We start from the raw sequence: 19,783 nt of genomic DNA on the forward strand, positions 1-19,783 counted from the left end.
TAGCCGGTAGATCCAATCTCTAAAAAGTTTTAGAGTTTTGAGACGATACTCTTAATCACAGCAGTATCATAAAGTTTTGCCGTCAATGGCTAACGCAGTGGTCTGGAGAGTTTAACGTTGACGAACTTTGTGCCATTATCCCAAAGTTAACGCAAGGAGTTTACCCATAAAACCTCTGTTAGACTGTATTTTAAGCCCCTAGTTCTTTCTCTAAGTACGATTTATAACATTCTTGATACATTTACCCCCATCTTAGAATAAATACTTTAGACTGAGGGAGAGGAACTTTTGTCTTTGACAAACTCCATGACCCACCCAGCGCATCCTTCATCCCCAGCAGTTGACAAACTATCCGGTTTCAGCCTTGTTGAGCAGATTTATCTGGGCGCTCGTACCGCCGTCTATCGAGCCTTAGACAACAGGAATCAGCATCCAGTTGTCATTAAAGTCCTTAGGTCAGAATATCCAACCTTTGGGGAGTTGGTGCAGTTTCGCAATCAATACGCGATCGCCAAAAACCTGTCCATCCCAGGGATTGTAAACGTCCTGGGTCTGGAACCTGTTGGCAATGGGTATGCCTTGGTCATGGAAGATGGGAATGGGTTGTCTTTAAGTCAATATCTTCAAGAGCAAAGCCTGGATGTAGCCGAAGTGCTAGAGATTGCCCTACAACTGGCCAACATCCTCCACGACCTACACCAGCACCGTGTCATCCACAAAGACGTCAAGCCGGCCAATATCCTCATTCACCCAGAACACAAAACCGTCAAGCTTATTGACTTTAGTATTGCCTCATTGTTACCCAAGGAAAGCCAAGAGATTCAAAGCCCCAACATTTTAGAAGGCACTTTAGCCTACTTAGCTCCTGAACAAACCGGACGCATGAATCGTGGCATTGATTATCGTGCAGACTTTTACGCCTTGGGTGTGACCCTGTACCAACTCTTGAGTGGTGAGTTACCCTTCCAGTCCAACGATCCGATGGACTTAATACATAGTCATATTGCCAAATCCCCCACACCCCTGACTCAGGTGAACCCAGCCGTTCCAGACATCGTGGCAGCCATGGTCGCCAAACTGATGGCCAAGAATGCTGAAGACCGGTATCAACATGCCTTGGGACTCCAGTATGACTTACAGCACTGTTTGACCCAATGGCAAGAGACCGGTGAAATATCAAAGTTTGACCTGGGTAAGCGGGATGTGAGCGATCGCTTCCTCATCCCTGAAAAGCTTTACGGCCGGGAAGGGGAAGTACAAACCCTGTTAGAGGCCTTTGAGCGTGTGTGCCAAGGCCGTTCAGAACTGATGCTGGTCGCCGGATTTTCTGGAATTGGCAAAACCGCTGTCGTCAATGAAGTCCACAAACCCATTACCCGGCAAAAAGGCTACTTCATCAAAGGAAAATTCGACCAATTTAACCGCAACAGTCCCCTCTTAGCTTTTGTCCAAGCCCTACGAGATTTAATGAATCAACTGCTTTCAGAATCTGATGAGCAGTTAGAAATCTGGAAAGACAAGCTCCTAGAAGCCCTAGGAGATAGTGGTCAAGTCCTGATTAATTTAATTCCTGAACTCGAACAGATTATTGGCTCACAACCTCCCACCCCAGACCTCTCAGGCGAGGCCGCCCAAAACCGCTTTAACCATCTGTTTCAAAACTTTCTTCAGGTGTTCACGAAAGAAGAACATCCCCTGGTCATCTTTATCGATGACCTACAATGGGCCGACTCCGCCTCCTTGAACCTAATGCAAGGTCTATTAACAGAAGCGCATTCTCAATATCTCTTAGTGTTGGGAGCCTATCGAGATAATGAAGTATTTCCCGGTCATCCCTTTTTGATGATGATGACGGCCCTAGAAAAAGCTAATATCACCCTAGAAACTCTAACTCTAAGTCCCTTGAGTGCCGAGAGCGTGAACCATCTGATTGCCGATGCTTTTCAGGCTCCAGCCTCTGGGGTACAGCCCTTGACGAATTTGGTCATGCAAAAAACCCAGGGCAATCCTTTCTTTGCTACTCAATTCCTCAAGGCATTACACCAAGATGGACTCATTACGTTTGACCGAGAGGTTGGCCACTGGCAATGTGACTTAATGGCAGTCCAGGATGCCGCAACCGATGATGTAGTAGAGTTCATGGCCTTGCAGTTACGAAAATTGCCCATGGCTACCCAAGAACAGCTCAAATTTGCAGCTTGTATTGGGGCAAAATTTGACCTCAAGACCTTGACGATTGTTTCAGAAGAAGAGGAAATCCAAGTGGCGTCAACCCTGTGGCCGGCACTACAAGAGGGGCTGATTGTACCTGAGAGTAAAATCTACAAGTTCTATTTGGATGATGAGCAATGCCCAGACCATCAATTCCTAAATGAAGAAGTTTTTGAGCAAATTCACTATCGTTTTTTCCATGACCGGGTGCAACAGGCAGCCTATTCCCTGATTCCCGAAGATCAGAAACAGGCGACTCACCTAAAGATTGGGCAATTGCTGCAACAGAATTTATCGGAGAGCGAACAAGAAGAAAAACTATTTAATATTGTTGGACATTTCAACTCGGGGCGTGGGTTGCTGAGTCAGGAAAGTGAACGAGAGTCTTTGATTCGACTGAACCTTGCCGCCATTGAAAAAGCGAAGAAAGCCACGGCTTACCGAGCGGCTCAAGACTTAGCTATAGTGGGGTTAGATTTACTTTCAGAATATAGTTGGCAAACCCAGTATGAATTGAGTCTGAAGCTGCATCAAACTGCCGCTACTATGGCCTATTTGAATGGAGATTTTGAAGAAGCAAATCACCAAATTCAACAAGTTTTGGATTCTGCTCAGACCGTCTTGGATAAAGTGCCTGTTTACCAGGTGCAGATCAAGATGTCGGCAGCTCAGAATGAATTTGCGGAGGCGATCGCTCTAGCGGCCCAAGCTATTACTGAGTTGGGAGTCGAATTTCCGGTAGACATCACACCAAGTTTAAACCAGAAAGCCTTACAAGATGTGGCGATGGAGTTAGAAGGGAAAGTGATTGAGGATTTAGTAAATTTGCCCGTGATCGCTGACCCAACCATGATTGCTATCATGGAACTGCTAGGGATGATAGTGCCAATGGTATTTGCAGCTAAATCAACATTTCTGCCCTTTCTTACTGCGAAGATTGTCAGCTTGTCGCTTCAATTTGGCAATGCGCCTGTTTCCAGTACTGGTTATGCTACCTATGGCATGGTTTTAACGACGAGCTCGGATCAAGTCGAGCTAGGCTACAACTTTGGCAAAATGGCTTTAGACCTAATTTATCGCCTCGATACAAAAGCATATAAATGTCTAACAACTCTTATTTTTTCGCCTTTCATACAGCATCAAAAAGAACCTATAAGTTCCATATTTCTCCCCTTGAAACAAGGGTATTTAGCGGGCATAGAAACTGGTGACTTTTTATATGCAGGTTACTGCCTTAACAACCATCTTGATGCTTCTTTCTACACTGGACAAGAATTATCTGAGCTTCAATCAGAAATCAATCATTTTTGTGCAGTTATGGTTTCATTTAAGCAGGATAATCCCCTGACATACTTTCGAATGAAGCATGAATTTGTACAACGCTTAGTTAAAATAACTGATCAACCAACTCTTTTGATTGGGGATGCCTATGATGAGACGAAAATGTTTCCACAGTACCTGCAAACTAACGAGCTACTAGCCTTGGGTTATGCGTATACCTATAAGCTAATCTTGGCTTATTTGTTTAGCGATTATAACCATGCTCTTGACTACATTCATGAACTTAGTAAGTATTTGAATACTATCGCTGGAATGTTACATGTTGCTCCCGTACATTTCTATTGCGGATTAACCTATTTGGCGGTGGCAAAAACCAAGTCTGAAAATGAAAAACTGCAACTACTTGCTTTAACAGAACAGCATCACGCTATTCTATCAACTTGGGCAGAGAATGCTCCCATGAATCACGAACATAAAGTGAATCTCTTGGCAGCAGAAAAATATCGAGTTTTGGGTGATATTGCCAAGGCTATTGATGGCTATGATCGAGCTATTACCGGAGCCAAAGCCAACGGTTTTATCCAAGACGAAGCTCTTGCTAACGAACTAGCAGCAAAGTTTTACCTCGATTGTGGTAAAGAAAAAGTCGCCGCCAGCTATATGCAAGACGCTTACTACGGCTATGCTCGTTGGGGAGCCAAAGCCAAAGTCGCCGATTTAGGGCAACGCTATCCCCAACTCCTGCAACCTATCCTGCAACCGGTCCTCCAATCCCTTGATCTATTGAATACCGTCAGCATCATTTCCAGTGCCAGGGTTGTTAGTAGCAGCGGGGTCTCACAGGGGAGCAGATCGGGTCTTAACCAAGCTTTAGACTTAGGCAGTGTACTCAAGGCATCTCAAGCGCTTTCGGGAACCTTAGAACTGGATGAATTACTCAGTCAACTGACGCGGATTATTTTGCAAAACTCAGGGGGCGATCGCTGTACCTTAATCATTCCCACGGATGCAGGTGAATGGCAAGTCCGAGCCATCACCACTCTTGAGACGGTTCATCTCTGTAGCGAGGCGATCGCCCACAGTCCTAATCTACCCCTGAAACTAATTCAGTATGTTAAAAACACGCAACAGGTTGTGACGATTGATAACCTCGTCACTGACTTACCGGTTTTAGACCAGTATCTAGAAACTGAAAAACCCAAGAGTGTACTCGGTTTGCCCATCCTGACTCAAGGACGTTGTCTGGGAATTTTATATCTACAGAATCAGCTCAGTTCTGGGGTGTTCACCCCGGAACGCATCACTATCCTAAATTTCCTTTGCACCCAAGCCGCAATTTCCTTAGAAAATGCCCGGTTGTATCAACGAGTGCAACAGTCCCTGACGGAATTGCAAGAAGCCCAACTTCAGTTAGTCCAGGGTGAAAAAATGTCTGCCCTGGGGGGCTTAGTCTCTGGGGTAGCCCATGAGATTAATAATCCCGTGGGTTGTATTCTGGGCAATGTGGGAGCTACGGAAGACTATGTAAACGATTTATTGGGATTGCTTGACTTATATGGAGAAGCATTCCCGGAACCCGGAGAGGAGATTGAGGCAGAGCTAGAGGCGGTAGAGTTAGACTATGTGCGGCAGGATTTACCTCAGTTGATTCGGGCGATGCGGGATAGTGGCGATCGCATTAAATCCATCAGCAAAAGTTTACGCACCTTCTCCCGGAAAGATACGGATTCCAAGCAGCCCTTTGATATCCATGAAGGACTCGATAGTACCCTCCTGATTTTACGCCACCGCCTCAAAGCCAATGAGCATCGACCTGAGATTGAGGTCGTTAAGGACTATGGTTCTCTCCAACCGGTTCATTGCTTCCCGGGACAACTCAATCAGGTCTTTATGAATCTACTCGCCAATGCCATTGATGTCTTTGATGAGATGGCACAAGAATCATCCTTTGCTGCCTTGAAAGAGAAAACCCAGCGGATTACCCTGACAACTCGACAAGTTGATAATGAGGTAACCTTAACCATTGCCGATAATGGCTCAGGGATTCCCGAGGAGATTCAACCCCAAATTTTTGACCATTTGTTTACGACCAAAGCCGTGGGCAAAGGGACTGGGCTGGGTTTGGCGATCGCCCGTCAGATTGTTGTAGATAAACATGGGGGTTACTTAGAGGTTCAGTCACACTTAGGACAAGGCACTGAATTTTCTATTCGACTGCCGAGTAATGGTGTTACTCCTTAAAAAGTTAAATCGTGTTGAAAAATGAGCATGGGTCTGTTAATCTCTTAAAAAGAGATAGACCCAAACCCCACAACCATTTTTCATCCCATTTTTTGCTATCCTGACCAAACTAATGCTGCTAATGGGACTTAAACAAGAGTCGCTGAAGGATTCGAGACTTGCTCAGGGAAGAGATCGGGGTTTTGCTCTGGGTTTAGCAGCCACAGGCCCGATCGCAGTTTAAAGGCTTCTTTAGGCAGGGTCATTCCCTGTTGTAGAGCCATAACCAAAAGCGTCAGCGTTTCAACCAGTTTCGGGTCCCAGCGGTGACCACTAGCCGCTTGACAATCCGCCAAGGCTTCCATCAAGGCCTGAGACCGGGATTGTTCTTGCATTAACCGATTCAGCCGTCGTTGAAACTCAACCAGTAGCCCTAAAATGCGGCATTCTAGGGGAATCTCATCGTAACCCAAGCCCCCCGGCCTTCCTGAACCATCCCAATATTCCCCTTGGTGGGCGATAATTTGGGAGATCGCCTTGAGTTGCGGCATCATTCGCAACGCTTGTCGTCCCGGATAGAGAGGACAACTTAGAGGGGACGGCTCACTCTCAGCTAAACTCGCTTCTGGATACGGCAAAGCATCAATTCGATGTAATAACCCTGCTAAACGTAACCGTTTCACCTGCCAAGCGGGCAAATCCAGGATTTGAGCAAAGGCTTCACAGAGTCCCGAGACGTCACTAGCGGCGTGGGGATTTTGCAAATCTGTTAAATCAATCAGTTGGGCCATGCGTAGAAAGGCCTGCAACTTATTCGAGACAATATTATATTCGAGTTCAGGCTGGTGGGGAAAAACCTGAGTCTCTAAGTCCTGGCTAAGTCCCTCATGAGAATCACTCAGGTAACGTACCACCCGCGAGACAATGGGGTTTAAGTCTTGAGAGACCTGAGCCACATCCAGGGGGGGCTGTTGAGAGAGTTCCCGGCGAATCTCAGCGACTCGCATCTTGAGGGATTCCGCCACATCCTCTCGCAACGGTTGAATATGCTCAATCGCTAACTCCACAGCGGCTAACACTAACTCCGGCTCAAACGTCCAAAAGCCATAAAACTTCCGCTCCAAATCCACCTCGGGAACCCCCGTATCGCCGTAATCTGCCTGGGAAAGTTCCTGACACAAGACCATCGCCGTATAACCAGGAGACAGAATAAGGAGATGCCATTCTTGAGCCACGGGGTCGTCAGGGGCGAGGGGGACTAGCTCAACATTGGCTTTTTGGCTCGTGGGATGCTCCCGGAAACCTGAGTCGGGGGCCGCCAGAATCACAATAGTTTGGGCCTTATCGGCAATCTCTCCGTAGCGATCAGCTTCCTGGAGATACCATTTCCCCTGTTGAAAGGCAGTCATCATGACCGGGTTACAGTCCGACTCTAGGATGCTGTCTTCCAGGGCATGACAGAGAGCAACAAGAGTATTTTTATAGTACACCCCGTGGTTTATGGGCGGCGTAGGACGGGGTTGGGTGTTTTGCCGTTGGACGAGTTTTTGGAGGAGAGATCCGTTGAGCACAATGGAGAATCAGATAAGGGGCTTTGAGTAGTCCGGGTTGGTGGGTCTTTGGCTCGGCTGTTAAGCAACGCCCAATGTCTATTATAAGGGGTAGGTTTTCCCTATTCCCTTGTTCCCTGTTCCCTGTTCCCTGTTCCCTGTTCCCTATCCATGTCCCTACGAATCCACGGCAATCGTTCTCTCAAGACCCTCCCTGGAGATGGTACTCGCCCCACCCCGGCTCGGGTTCGCGAGGCGTTGTTTAATATCTGGCTAGGAAAAATTGAGGGCTGTCGTTGGTTAGATCTCTGTGCCGGAAGTGGGGCTATGGGAGCGGAAGCCTTGTCGCGCGGGGCCTCTCAGGTGGTGGGAATTGAGCAATGGGGTAAGGCCTGTGGCGTAATTCAGCAAAACTGGCAACAGGTGGCGAAACCCCAGCAACCGTTCCAAGTCCTACGTGGGGATGTGTTGAAGCGGCTTCCCCAACTCAGCGGACAGGTGTTTGACCGCATTTACTTCGATCCCCCCTACGCCAGTTCCCTCTATGAACCGGTTTTAGAGGCGATCGCCCAACTGCACCTGCTCAGTCCTGACGGAGAGATGGCCGTCGAGTGCGATCGCCAACGGCCCGCCCCCAACCCTCCCGTCAGCCTACAACTGACACGAGAAAAACCCTACGGTAACACGCTGCTGCGTTTCTATAAGAGCCACCAGAACTAGGACACGCTTAGCCAACAGGATTCCCCCACCAGCCCCTTGCCTCTTGCCTCCCCAAACATGAGATAATGATTCTCATTCCATGAAAATTCCCCCAAGACCCGCAACTCTCATCCACAAGAATCTGACATTTCTATCTCATGCCGTTTCGACATCAAGCCAATCCCCCAACGCCCTGGGACCAAGACCTAGAAGCACCCCAAATTCACCATTCTGACTATGTACACCCCCGTGCTACCCTCATTGGAGATGTCCGCATAGAAGCGAACGTTCTTATCGCCCCAGGAACCTCCATTCGTGCCGATGAAGGCTCACCCTTCCACATTGGAGCCAACACCAACATTCAAGATGGCGTAGTCATCCATGGCTTAGAAGAAGGACGAGTGACCGGAGATGATGGAGAACTCTACTCCGTTTGGATTGGCAGAAATACTTGCATCACCCATATGTCCCTAATTCACGGGCCAGCCTATGTCGGCAATGACTGCTTTGTCGGCTTCCGTTCGACCGTGTTCAACGCCAAACTCGGAGATGGCTGCATTGTCATGATGCACGCCTTAATTCAAGACGTGGAAATTCCCCCAGGCAAATATATTCCCTCGGGAGCCGTCATCACCACCCCTCAAGCCGCCGAACGTCTCCCCGATGCCAACGATTCTGATCGCCATTTTTCCGAACATGTGGTGCAAGTTAATCAGGATCTCTTAGCCGGGTATCACTGCGCCGAGGATGCTGCCTGCGTAACGGCTATGCGGCCCAGAGGTCATTCTGGGAATGGCTCTCAACCTCCCTCGGGTTTAAATGGTCCCGTCTTAACACAAATTCGGCGCCAACTGGCTCAGGGGAATCATCTCGGTTTGGAATATGCCGATCGCCGCCGTTATCGTGCCAATTCCTGGAAAATCGGGCCTATATTTGAAAATAAGTCTGAATATGAGCTAATCAATGCAATTCAAGCCTATTTGGACGAGCATTCTGGGGATTATGTCCGCTTACTCGGGATTGAACCGCGAGAGAAAAAGCGACTGCTTGAGTTAGTGATTCAACGGCCCAATTGAGAAAACAGGCCGTTAAACCCGCCCAGCCAGAAGCAACCACCCGCAAGAATCGGGTGGTTTTTTCACGAAGCTCCCCAGCCAAGACGGCTCATTTTAGTGAGACACCCTAAGACACTAATACGCTTTAAAAGCTATAGCCAAATAGAAATTTGGATTCTAAAGTGCCTATTATTAAGTGTCTATTTTTGAGGACTCCTGACGAGCAACTCAGGAGTTAGTCCTCCGTGAGAGCATTACCGCGACGGTATTGAAGATAAGCAGCAACAAACAGGCCAGCCAAGGTGATGGGGACCAGGCCCAGAACGATACCGGCGAGTAAGGGTTCTACCATGAGTCTATTCTCCTCGTAATGTATAAAGATGTGAAGTTTGCTCTGGTTTACCATTGTACGGGCTTCTGGGGCGATCGCAGCCTTTGAGTTGACCCAGAACCCGGCAATTTTCCCGGTTAATTCCCCAAAGTCCCTTGGATTTTCCCAGGTCCGTCCTTTAAGATTGAAGAAGATTGGTATATTTATATAAACCTGTCCGAGTCTCCGCTGGCAAACGCTTTTGAAAACGCCTGCTTTACACTTCAATGTCGATCGCCTAATCCGGCAACTCTCCATCTGCACCATGGTGGGGTTGCTCCTCATCGGCCTGTCGATGTTTACCATTCATCAGTTGCAGGTCTCTGACCCCTACATTCAAGAAGTATTAGCCCTCGACGGAGATCCAGAACAGGGTTACGCCATTTTCCAGATGAACTGTTCCGGCTGCCATGGAGATGGCTCCAACGGCATGGTGGGCCCGAGTTTGCGGGACATCTCAGCTCATAAGTCCCGGGCCAGCCTCATCCGTCAAGTCATCAAAGGGGACACACCACCGATGCCCCAGTTCCAACCCAGTCCCCAAATTATGTCAGATTTGTTGGCCTATTTGGAAACGCTTTAGGGGGGATAGGGGGAAGAAGGCGAACGGGGGAAATCCATCTCGGGCTTTTCCTCCGTGTCCTCTGTGACTCTGTGGTTCTCTCTTGCCTATTGCCTATTGCCTATTGCCTATTGCCTATTGCCTCCCCCCCGTAACTGCTCCCAGATTTGTCGATATTGACTTAAACTAGCTTCTCCTAGGTCTAACTCAATAAATTCACTGCGTTGTAGCCGATCGCCCTCTGGGAGCAGAACCGGATTAGTCCGTAGAGCCTCCGGGAGGTCAGCTTCTGCCGTTCCGAGAACCTGGGGAGAAGCCGCAAACCCTAATAGGGAGAGCTGTTCAGCGATGCGGGGCCGCCAGCAAAAATCAATCCAGCGATCGCTTAACCTGCCTACCGTTGCCCGAGCGGGACGGACCCAATAATCGGCCCAGAGAGCCGTCCCAGATTGGGGGACCACCGCTGCTAACTGTCGGCCATATCGGGGAATCGCCAGGATATCCCGTGAGTACCCCTGAGCGACCCAAATATCTCCCCGAAGTAAAGGCTGCTGAAACGCTGTTGAAGAATAAAACAACAGTTGTTCCTGAAGGGCCTGGAGTTCCTCAAATAACTCGGGCACATCCTGAGGACTCTCATGATTGTAGGAATGACCTAATTTTTTCAAAGTTAAGCCAATCACCTCCCGGGGACTATCCAAGAGAGCCACTCGTCCCCGTAACTCCTCCCGCCACAAATCTGACCAATCTTGGGGAGTCCAGCCTAAACGGTCAAAGCGATCCTTGCGATAGACAATGACGGTGGTTCCCCAGCGATAGGGAGCCCCCCAAAGGCGATCGCCCTGACGAGCCAAGTCCCGCCAAGGAATCGGGGTTTGTGGGAGATTCCCCCAGTTGTCCCAGGCTTGACTATCCAGAGGCTGAAGTAATCCCCCCTCAATCGCCCTCGGGAGCCAACTGTGGCCCAATAAGGTCAACTCAGGGATTTGCGGCGATCGCCCCCAGGGACGCCATCCCGACCCATTCTCACTCTCATCATCCTCCTGATGCTGCCAACGGACCAACGCCTCAAATAAATCCTCTAACTGAGGCTCAGCCGAAAAGTCTAAATTGACCCGGTGTTCTAAAACACGGCGAAATTCTCCCAACATCGGCGGTGGAATGGCATCCCGGAGGAACGTAACCATTAGATGTTGGTCTGAAGCAGTTTGGCATCCCGTCAGGAGTTGGGCAACTCCCAAGGCGATCGCACCAGTTAGGAGAGAGCGGCGACTAACAGACAAAGCAGCATTCGTGATCATTGCATTTCACCTTTTAGCATAGCGTTTTGTTGCCTCTGCTTTGAGTCAAACTGGCGTAATCCCGGACGAGGAGAGGATATTAGCCGTCCCATAATCAGAAGCCCCCCCGAGAATCCCTCTCTTTCGCGATGTTGGTTAGCCTTATTCTTCTGTGGCTCAATTGTAAGGTCAATTCCCCTGCGATCGATTTGCCATGGGAGGGGAATGGCTCTAAACCCCTAATTTGCAAGGACGATCGCCAATTGGAGCCATTATTACGATAACGTTACATATACTTTACAAAAGCCAACTTAAATTGTACTTACCATGACCTTTTTTTGTAAAAGTTAAATAAACTAGAAGTAAATTAGGATTTCGGAAATTCTTGACTACTATAAATGAGTAACAACCTGTAAACCGTCGAGATGTTAAGCTATGGATTCCGTACAAGATCAGATACTGACCTTAAACAGCAAGGTCGATGGACTCTATGAGACGATTGAACGTCTGAACCTGAAACTATCACAAGTTCTTGAGCAGAATAGCTCTGCGCCACCCCCTGAAGCTCAAGTTAATACAGAGCCATCCCTAGAAACGCCTTTAATCGCCGATACCCCCGACGATTGGGGACATTTTATGCAGCATAAAGATGTTTTAGGAGATGAATCTCGTTCTAGTGCCGGACAAGCTAGCCCAGAAGCCAATATCGCGCCTGAAGTACAAATTCAGCGACTAACCGCTCAACTCACCGCAGCCTACAATCGGATTGCCGCATTAGAAGAACAACTCCTCTCACGGACAGATTTTGCTCAACGGAAACATCACTTGATCCAAGACCGACAACGATAATCCCAGATCCCCTCTGAGTCATCCTGTACGATCAGAGGATATCCGGGAGGCAAGGCTAACCGAAACCTGCCAAGTGATTCACGATAGTTAACCAAGTAACTGGGAAAAGCCGGTTTCAATAGCCGCTACGAGAGAGGAAGTTGTCCATCCTTGTAAACTCGCAGCGATCGCACAACCGCCGGCTCCAACCCCTTCCTTGACATACCCAGCCTCATAGGCTCGTAACTGAGGAAATCGGGCCTGACGAAAACTCAATTGGGTTGCTAACAGCGAGACATCTCCCAACGTCTTGGCCAGCTCAACCGTTTGACCACTGGGGTCTTCCGCGACCCAGCGGGTTGTCCCCACAACCATCTGCTCCGGCCGCCAAGGATAGTCAATCTCCCGGGCGATCGCCCGCAACAGAGCATACACCGCCAGCATTTGCGTTCCCCCCGCCAACAAGACCCCACACTGACGACTCAGGGCCAACCCCAACCCCGCCACCACCACTTGCATGGGGTCACCGAGTCCCTGAAGAATCCCAAACGGACCCGTATCGCCCCCTCGTTCCCGCCAGCGGCGTAATCCCTCATCCACCACCTCCTGTTTCCGCTGGTGGTTGCAGAGAGGATAACTACTATTAACCCGTCCCTCCGCCGCAATTCCTAAGGCCAACAACACCGCCAGGGCCGTCGTCGTTCCCCCCACCACACATTCACCGAGGATGGCATAATCACATTGGTCAGCCAGGCGATCGCCCCAAGCCAACCCCGCCGCAAACAGCTCCTGCACCTGTTGAGCCGTCATGGCCGCACCCGTCGTTAGACAGCGGGCCGGAACCGCCGGGAGCCGTTCGACTCCTGTAGCTGGGGGTAACAGAGCCGGCTGAGGAATCGCTGCCGGTAGGCCGGCATCAAATAGATAGAGCGGCAGAGACAGTCCCTCAATCACCGCTCGGGAGATGACCGCCGGAGACGCACCGGCCGTTAGGGGGGGCAAGGGATAGCGAGGGAGAGTTCTACCACCCGTGAGTAGATATTCTGCATCAGCCAAAGCCGTTTTACGACGATCCGCTGGCGTTTTACCCGCAGCCGAGATACCCGGAAGAATTCCCGTCTCCGTAAAGGCAAACACACAGGCAAACAGAGGGGACTTAGCCCGATAACGGTCAAGCCAGGCCTGACCACGAGCTATTTCCGTATACACTCGAACCGATGAAGACTGCCAACTCACGTTGCCTCGTCGTCAGAGTCCAACGCTAAAATCTGTTGAATCCATTGGGGAGGGCGAGGAATAGGATTTCCCAGGCGATCGAGTAATACCAAAGCCCCCAAATGAACCACAAAGACATAGACGAAACTATTAATCAGAATCGCGACAATCGACAAAACTTGAACCAAGGTTAAACTCGGTTGAATCAGCCAACCCACCTTCTCAAAGCCCCAATTCAGGAGCTGGGTCATCTGAACCGTGAAAAAGACCCATAAATCTTCCCCGAGCAGAAGTGAAACCAACCAGACCCGAAAAAAGACCCCAAACGCCCCCAACAGTCCCGTCAGGGCGATCGCCACCTCCCAACTGGCCCGTCGTTTCCACAGCACCCCTAACAGAACTCCTTGTAAGCCATAAGGCATCACAAACAAGATGCTGCGGGTTGGGCCCATCAATACCGAGAGTAATAGCCCAGCCACCAACGCCGACATCCAGGAAGCTCGTTTGCCCCAGCGTAAATACACCAACGCCATAGGAACCGGAAAAAAGATCCGCAACAGAGGCCCAAGGGGGAAATAATAGTTAATCAGCCAAATCAAACTGGCCGTACTGGCCAAAAATGCCGTCTCCACCATCGGCAACGGCGACTGTTGCGATCGATTCATAAACAGTTCTTGCTCTACGTGCAGAAGTCCTAGGTTAGCATTCGTTCTAGAGCATAGACATCAGGAATGCGAATCATCTCGCGATCGCGCGAAATTAACCCTTTCTTCTCCAACTTACTCAACACCCGAGTCACCGTCTCCCGGGCCAAGCCGCTGAGACTACTCAACTCCCGATGGGGCAAGTTGGGAATTTCCATACCCCCAGTTTCATCACGAGTTCCTTGTCCTTCCGCCAGGAATAGCAAAATATCCGCCACCCGGGAGGTACTATCCGACTCCCGCAACCGTAAACGGCGATTCACCTGACGCAAACGACGACCCATTAACTGAGCCAAACGAATCCCCGCCAAGGGTTCCGTCTTGACAAGATGGACAAAATCCTGAGCTGGCATATTGCCAATGGTGGTTGGAGCCAGGGTGATTACATCCGTGGAACGGGGCACTTCATCCAACGCCGCCATTTCACCAAAAATCTCACCACTCCCCAGGATATTCAGCGTCACTTCCTTGCCATCAATATTGTAGGTACGAATTTTCGCCCAGCCTTCCAAGATGAAATAGACAGAACTCCCCCAGTCATTTTCCAATAACATAACTTGGTTCGGGGGATGAGTCCGCGTCACCACATGGGCAAGGGCATCGTCAACCATGCGTTCAGGTAAACCCGCAAAGAAAGGAGTTGCCCGGAGCTTCTTTTCGAGTTCGGGATTTTGATGTGCTTCACGAGGGTGATACCGGTCTTCCATGAGGTCGTCACATATCAGTTGAAATCGGTCGAATCTGAGGCAGCCCGCAAGAACCAGCTAAGCCTAGCCTAAAAGTCTGAGGAGAACAATCCTCAACTGGCCATCTTCAGACTAAAGCTCAGGCACAAGTCGGGCTTGCTTCCATGAAGGCTTCTCTATCGTAGATCAGCATTGGCGAGATAGACGGTTCCGATCTCGTTTTCTTGATCTTATCAGGCAATCGGGCGTTGCCCCGTGTTGCAGCAGGGGTTGGCATAGAAACGTTACAACCCTCCCGTCGCCCTCGCCATACTTAAGAATCAAGCTGGCCCCCATCTGATGTCCAGCTTTTCCCGGGCTGAACTAGGAGTGACCGCGACAACCGCTTAAAATCTTGGCATTACTTCAATGTCTTGACTGTTTGACACATTGCCGTGACCCATGGAACCTATGATCTCTCAACCCTTGTCCCCCAACGATCTGATTGCTGAAATCGACGAATTTCTCGCCAAGTCATCTCTTGACGTGGATCCCGATGGCACTCGGGACCTCCTACAGCGATTGCGCGACTATCTCCGGACAGTTGACCGCTACGACTCTCAAGAGGAAACTCTTGACGAGGATAGCACCCCCAAGTTACCGGCCGAGGAGGATTGGCGCGATCGCTTACTCAAACCCTTTCAAGATGAATTGGCCGGGTTACGACAACACCGCGATCGCCTGGCCCAAGAAGTGGCCCGACTCGAAAACAGCGACCCCGCCGTGACAGCGGCCCCCTCTCTCCCCTCCGACTCCGATGATGACGAGTCGGTGGCTCCTCTACTCAACCCAGAAGAACGTCTCCAACACCTGCAAGCCGTACAAGCCGACGCCGATCGCTTGCTGATGAACCTCGATGATAATCTTCGCCAAATTTTTGACGGGGTTTTAGCCAATCTCCAAGGCTATGAAAGCTCCCTAACCCGTAGCATTCAGAATATCTATAACTTTAGCCAACAAGGGGAGGCAATTGTGGCGGCCCTGGTCCACCAGTTGGGGGCCCGTTTAGACAGTACCCTGAAGTTAACAGATTCCCTAGACGGTGACAGTCTCCCAGAACTCGATGCCGCTGTGGAGGCGATCGTGGACTCTCCCAACTCCGAGTTGCCAGAGGTTGATCAACTCGAAGATCCTGAGATTCCCCGGGCAATCGAGATTGAAGAGGACTCCCCAGACACCGTCTCCGATGCAGTCGATGATCATGACCCAGAGGATGATAGCCAAATTCCCGTCGCTGCCGTGATTTCTGAGGCCGAAGTTGCCCCTGACTCCCCGACTGAATCCCAAGAGAGTTCATCAGAAACGAACCAATTGGAAACAAACATGGCAGAATTGGAGGGAGCAACTGGCTCAAATCAGGAGGTTATCTCTCCTGATGACGCTCTGCCAGAACCCGAACCTGAGCTAGAACCCGAACCCGAACCTGAACCCGAGCCTGAACCTGAGCCTGAACCTGAGCTAGAACCCGAACCTGAACCCGAGCCTGAACCTGAGCTAGAACCAGAGCCTGAGCCAGAACCTGAGCCTGAGCTAGAACCTGAGCCAGAACCAGAGCCAGAACCTGAGCCAGAGCCAGAACCCGAACCTGAGCCAGAACCTGAGTTAAACGCCTCCTCTCCAACCCCTGATGACCCCAGTGATGATCCGTTAATCCCTCCCTCCATGTCTTCTGCCGCCCCTGACCCCAAATCTAACCCTTCCAACTCGCCTAAATCTGGGTCAGTTGACGATGATTTTGAGTCTTGGTTCACCTCTGCATCGGAACCGATGTCTTGGTCCAGTGAACAGGCGGCCTTGGATCTCGAAAAAGAACTGAGTCAATCGGTTCAACAGGGATTTCAACCCAGTCCCACTCCCGCAAAAACATTAGATCGTGAGCTTGATAGCTTTTACAGTAGCTTGATCGATACTGAGTCCGAGTCTGATAGTCCCAGCAACGACGATGACGAAGACGACGATGAAGACAGTGCCGAGACCATTCCTCAAAGTCGTGGTCACCCCCCGTCAAACCGATTCCCTCTCCGGCCCTCTCCCCCGGGCCGACCCATTCCTGCTCCCCCACCGCCTCCTTCTGATGTGCTATCTCCAGAAGAGGCGGCGATCGCAGCGGAGTTGGCCAAGTTTGCTGCGTCCCTAGAAGGTGGGGAAGAGCCAGCGGCGGCTCAGCCCTTAGATGAGCCGATGTCAGAAGCCGTAGAGGAGGAAGATATTTTTGTGGATGCTCCTCCCCAGGACGCTCAGATGCCAGAGTCTGAGAGGTCTGAGGAGCAAGATATCTTTGTGGATGTTCCTCCCCAGGACGCTCAAATGCCAGAGTCTGAGAGGTCTGAGGAGGCGATCGCCCAGGATAACTCAATACCGTCTGGGGATACCATTAGCAGTCTCAGCGAGGCGATTATCCTAATGGGGGGAACCCTGGAGACGGCTCATGAAGAAGACGACATCCTGGAACAGCCAGAAGATACCCTGAAGACCTCCCATGAGATGGATTCCTCTCAAGACTCCTTCTCAGACTGGAATGAGGATGAGTTAGAGCCATTTCCCGAGGAGGCGTCTTTAATTCCAGATGAGATGACCTCGGAGTCTCGGATCTATCTCGACTGTGAACCGGAAACTCGCCGTCAACTGGAGTTGGATCTCGAAGAACTCGAAGATAGCCCCGACTCTCTGGCCCAGGAGGTGGCCCCACAGTCCTTAAAGGCAGACCCCGTTATTGACTCTGAGGACGAGGAAGACGATGAGGCGTTAGCGTTTGAAAATCCATTTGTTTGGCCCGAAGACCTGGCCGAACCGGAGCCGGAAGAAGATTTGATCTCGGTGTTGGCGGATATCTTTACTGAGGCCGAGGCTGAGGGCGAGCAGGAGTATGGCGAGGACGTGGAGGCTCAGGTAGAGGCCGTTTCGCAGTTAGAGGATACCTGGAGCGAGGCGCAGGATAATGACAGTGAGGAGTCTGAGGGGAGCGAGGATCTCCTCTCGAATTTGCGGGCCATTTTTCTAGACGAAGACGAAGAAACCGAGGAGCTTAAGACAGAGGACAAGTCGGTGCCTCGGACGGTGAGCGATCGCCCCCAAACCCCTCCACCTCCCATGGTACCGGCCAAGGCTGAGCCCCACCCGGCCCCCGTCCGCCCACGCCGCCGGCCGGAAACAGCTAAACTGGGTCGAGTGAAGGTTCCGCCACCCATTTGGCTAGAAAATAGCCACCATCGAGATTGGTATTTAGGCATTGACTGGAGCGATCGCGGCTTGGCAGCGGTTCTCAGTTGTGCCTATACAGGCCGGCAGTATCGTCTAGGATGGCATCCGCAAGGAGAACGACAGCCTTGCTTTGAGTTGCCGGCCCTGGCCCGACAGCAAGGGGGGAAAGGCCCATCTGAGTTATCTCAAGAAGCCCTAGAGGAGAGTTTATCCCTCCCCTCCTGGCGGGTGGGCCTGGAGGCGCGATCGCTCAGCGAGGGGATTATCTTTGAGGAGTTTCAGCAAGCCCTAACCCTTATGATTCCCTGGCGTAGCCGTCGGGGAACCCTGGAACCGGTGTTGGGGCGATCGCTCAATTACGACTTACCCCTAGCCAGCACGCGGGATATCCTCACCCGCCTCTTCCGCCAACTTAAAACTGCTCAACTCTATCACCCCAACCGCCCGGAACTGGCCTCTGAGTTACCCCCCTTCCCAGAGGTTCTCAGCAAACTCGGGGGGGTCATCATTCGCGAACCGGTCTCTAGTAATGATGCCTTCCGCTTCAATGTACGAGAAGCCGCTTTACAAGCCGGATTAGTCCCCCGTCCCGATCGCATTGGCTTCTGTCAGGCTCCCCTAGCCGCTCTAATTTGCGCCTTGGAGGCCTCATCAGACGAGTCTAGTGAACCCTCAGCAGAGTCGCCCTCAGAGTCTACTTCTATTGCCCCAAGTCCAACTTGGACCATCGACCGCAGAGAACGGGGCATTACCCTAGTCATGGTCGTTGGGGCCCGGGAGATTGCCCTGGCTCCCTTTCAACTGGGGAATCCGGCTAACCCCGTTGTGACTGAGGGGGTTAGTCAACGTCCACATCCCCTAGGAGAACATGCGATCGCCTATGGCCATCGCGATTTAGCCGATGACCTCTTGATTCAGTTGATGCTAACCCCTCGTCCTGACTGGTGCAACCAACTCGGGGCGATGGAGTTAGGGGAATTGCCTCGCAGTGGCCACCCCGATGTTGAAACTCGCATCACCTTTCAACAATGGCTCGACGCGGAGGACGATCGCCAAGAGGCCCGGGAGTTAGCCCGTCAGGTGTTGGGGGCCTTGCAGGTGAGCGATCGCACAGAATTTGAATTAGCGGGACGTTGGGGACGACTCCATCGCCATCAAGTCCAGGAAACGGTGTTTGTTCCCTTCTTTGAACACCTCAACCAAGAGTTCAATCGCTTTTTTAGTGAACTGGGCCTCTCCGTCGAAGGGATTTCCCGTGTCTTACTCACCGGAGACTCCGCCAATGGCCTCATCGATATTGCCCCCTGGTTAGAACAGAAACTTCCCAATGCAGTGGTTGTCAGTCAATCTCCCGCCTCCGCCCGTTCCGCCCCCAGTCCTTCTATTAACCCGATTGCGGCTGGCTTAGCCCAATTCCTCCACTATCCCCTCCATCCCGACGCTGGCAGGCAACAATATAGTGACTTCTTCCTCTTACACGAACTCTTACAAAGCTATCCCGATCGTCCCCTCTGTCGTCAGGAGGCGATCGCCCTTTTAGAACTACGGGGGATTCACATGGGGGGCATCGAATCCCGACTCATGGCCCTCCTCAACAACCAACTCCCCCCAGGGCTAATCCCCACTCCTCCCCAGGATACCTGGTTAACGCCAGAATCCCGTGAATTTCGCTTCTATAAAACCCTGGCCACAACCCCCCTATTTAAAGTCTCCCCAGAGTCGAAAACTTATCAGATCCAGCGTCCCCTGGCCCGACATCTCCTGCAATATCTCAACCGCCTCACCGCCGAAACCCGTCAATCCTTCACCGAACCCCTCTCCTTGAACCCATTAACCGTGGATGCTTAAGAGAGTCAGTCGGAGGAGGGAGTCGAGTGCTATA

12 protein-coding genes are annotated in these 19,783 nt (G+C 51.0%); 6 read left to right on the forward strand and 6 right to left on the reverse strand.

What is annotated here, in order from left to right; all coding sequences use genetic code 11:
* The first annotated feature begins 306 nt into the window (after positions 1-306).
* Positions 307-5,733: a trifunctional serine/threonine-protein kinase/ATP-binding protein/sensor histidine kinase gene (locus NEA10_RS11245; RefSeq protein WP_252659995.1), complete on the forward strand. Its 5,427-nt coding sequence runs from the start codon at positions 307-309 to the stop codon at positions 5,731-5,733.
* Between the two features lie 128 nt (positions 5,734-5,861).
* Here NEA10_RS11245 and NEA10_RS11250 read toward each other — a convergent pair whose 3' ends face one another.
* Positions 5,862-7,283 carry a DICT sensory domain-containing protein gene (locus tag NEA10_RS11250; RefSeq protein WP_252659997.1) on the reverse strand — a complete coding sequence of 474 codons (1,422 nt, stop codon included), beginning with the start codon at positions 7,281-7,283 and terminating at the stop codon, positions 5,862-5,864.
* Between the two features lie 150 nt (positions 7,284-7,433).
* On the opposite strand from NEA10_RS11250, the gene rsmD reads away from it, so the two are divergent.
* Positions 7,434-7,982 (forward strand): 16S rRNA (guanine(966)-N(2))-methyltransferase RsmD, encoded by a 549-nt coding sequence (gene rsmD, locus NEA10_RS11255; protein ID WP_252660007.1) that lies wholly within the window; start codon positions 7,434-7,436, stop codon positions 7,980-7,982.
* Between the two features lie 137 nt (positions 7,983-8,119).
* The gene (locus tag NEA10_RS11260; protein ID WP_252660009.1) at positions 8,120-9,037 is read left to right on the forward strand and encodes a RuBisCO small subunit-like domain-containing protein; all 918 of its coding nucleotides are present in this window, start codon (positions 8,120-8,122) and stop codon (positions 9,035-9,037) included.
* Positions 9,038-9,251: 214 nt separating this feature from the next.
* Here the strand turns inward: NEA10_RS11260 and petG are convergent, their stop codons facing one another.
* Positions 9,252-9,368, reverse strand: a complete 117-nt coding sequence (petG, locus tag NEA10_RS11265) for a cytochrome b6-f complex subunit V (RefSeq protein WP_170187968.1) — start codon at positions 9,366-9,368, stop codon at positions 9,252-9,254.
* A 220-nt stretch (positions 9,369-9,588) separates the two neighbouring features.
* Here petG and NEA10_RS11270 point away from each other — a divergent pair, with 220 nt between their 5' ends.
* Complete coding sequence (locus NEA10_RS11270; protein WP_252660011.1) at positions 9,589-9,969, forward strand: c-type cytochrome; 381 nt, start codon at positions 9,589-9,591, stop codon at positions 9,967-9,969.
* Between the two features lie 107 nt (positions 9,970-10,076).
* Here NEA10_RS11270 and NEA10_RS11275 read toward each other — a convergent pair whose 3' ends face one another.
* Positions 10,077-11,249, reverse strand: a complete 1,173-nt coding sequence (locus NEA10_RS11275) for an extracellular solute-binding protein (protein WP_252660013.1) — start codon at positions 11,247-11,249, stop codon at positions 10,077-10,079.
* A gap of 414 nt (positions 11,250-11,663) precedes the next feature.
* Between NEA10_RS11275 and NEA10_RS11280 the strand changes: the two genes are divergently transcribed.
* Positions 11,664-12,077: a hypothetical protein gene (locus NEA10_RS11280; protein ID WP_252660015.1), complete on the forward strand. Its 414-nt coding sequence runs from the start codon at positions 11,664-11,666 to the stop codon at positions 12,075-12,077.
* Between the two features lie 87 nt (positions 12,078-12,164).
* On the opposite strand, the gene cobT is transcribed toward NEA10_RS11280, so the two are convergent.
* From cobT to NEA10_RS11295, 3 genes are read right to left on the reverse strand one after another with little or no spacing between them, the layout of a single operon-like run.
* On the reverse strand, positions 12,165-13,292 hold the full coding sequence (cobT, locus tag NEA10_RS11285) for a nicotinate mononucleotide-dependent phosphoribosyltransferase CobT (protein ID WP_252660017.1): 1,128 nt from the start codon (positions 13,290-13,292) through the stop codon (positions 12,165-12,167).
* A complete protein-coding gene (locus NEA10_RS11290) occupies positions 13,289-13,936 on the reverse strand; it encodes a DUF2232 domain-containing protein (protein WP_309494075.1) in 648 nt (215 codons plus the stop codon). Before NEA10_RS11290 ends, cobT begins: the two co-directional genes overlap by 4 nt.
* A 29-nt stretch (positions 13,937-13,965) precedes the next feature.
* The gene (locus tag NEA10_RS11295) at positions 13,966-14,682 is read right to left on the reverse strand and encodes a Crp/Fnr family transcriptional regulator (protein ID WP_068788036.1); all 717 of its coding nucleotides are present in this window, start codon (positions 14,680-14,682) and stop codon (positions 13,966-13,968) included.
* A 420-nt stretch (positions 14,683-15,102) separates the two neighbouring features.
* On the opposite strand from NEA10_RS11295, the gene NEA10_RS11300 reads away from it, so the two are divergent.
* Positions 15,103-19,749 carry a hypothetical protein gene (locus tag NEA10_RS11300; RefSeq protein WP_252660019.1) on the forward strand — a complete coding sequence of 1,549 codons (4,647 nt, stop codon included), beginning with the start codon at positions 15,103-15,105 and terminating at the stop codon, positions 19,747-19,749.
* Positions 19,750-19,783: the final 34 nt, after the last annotated feature.

It is taken from the genome of Phormidium yuhuli AB48, assembly GCF_023983615.1.
GTDB classification, from domain to species: domain Bacteria; phylum Cyanobacteriota; class Cyanobacteriia; order Cyanobacteriales; family Geitlerinemataceae; genus Sodalinema; species Sodalinema yuhuli.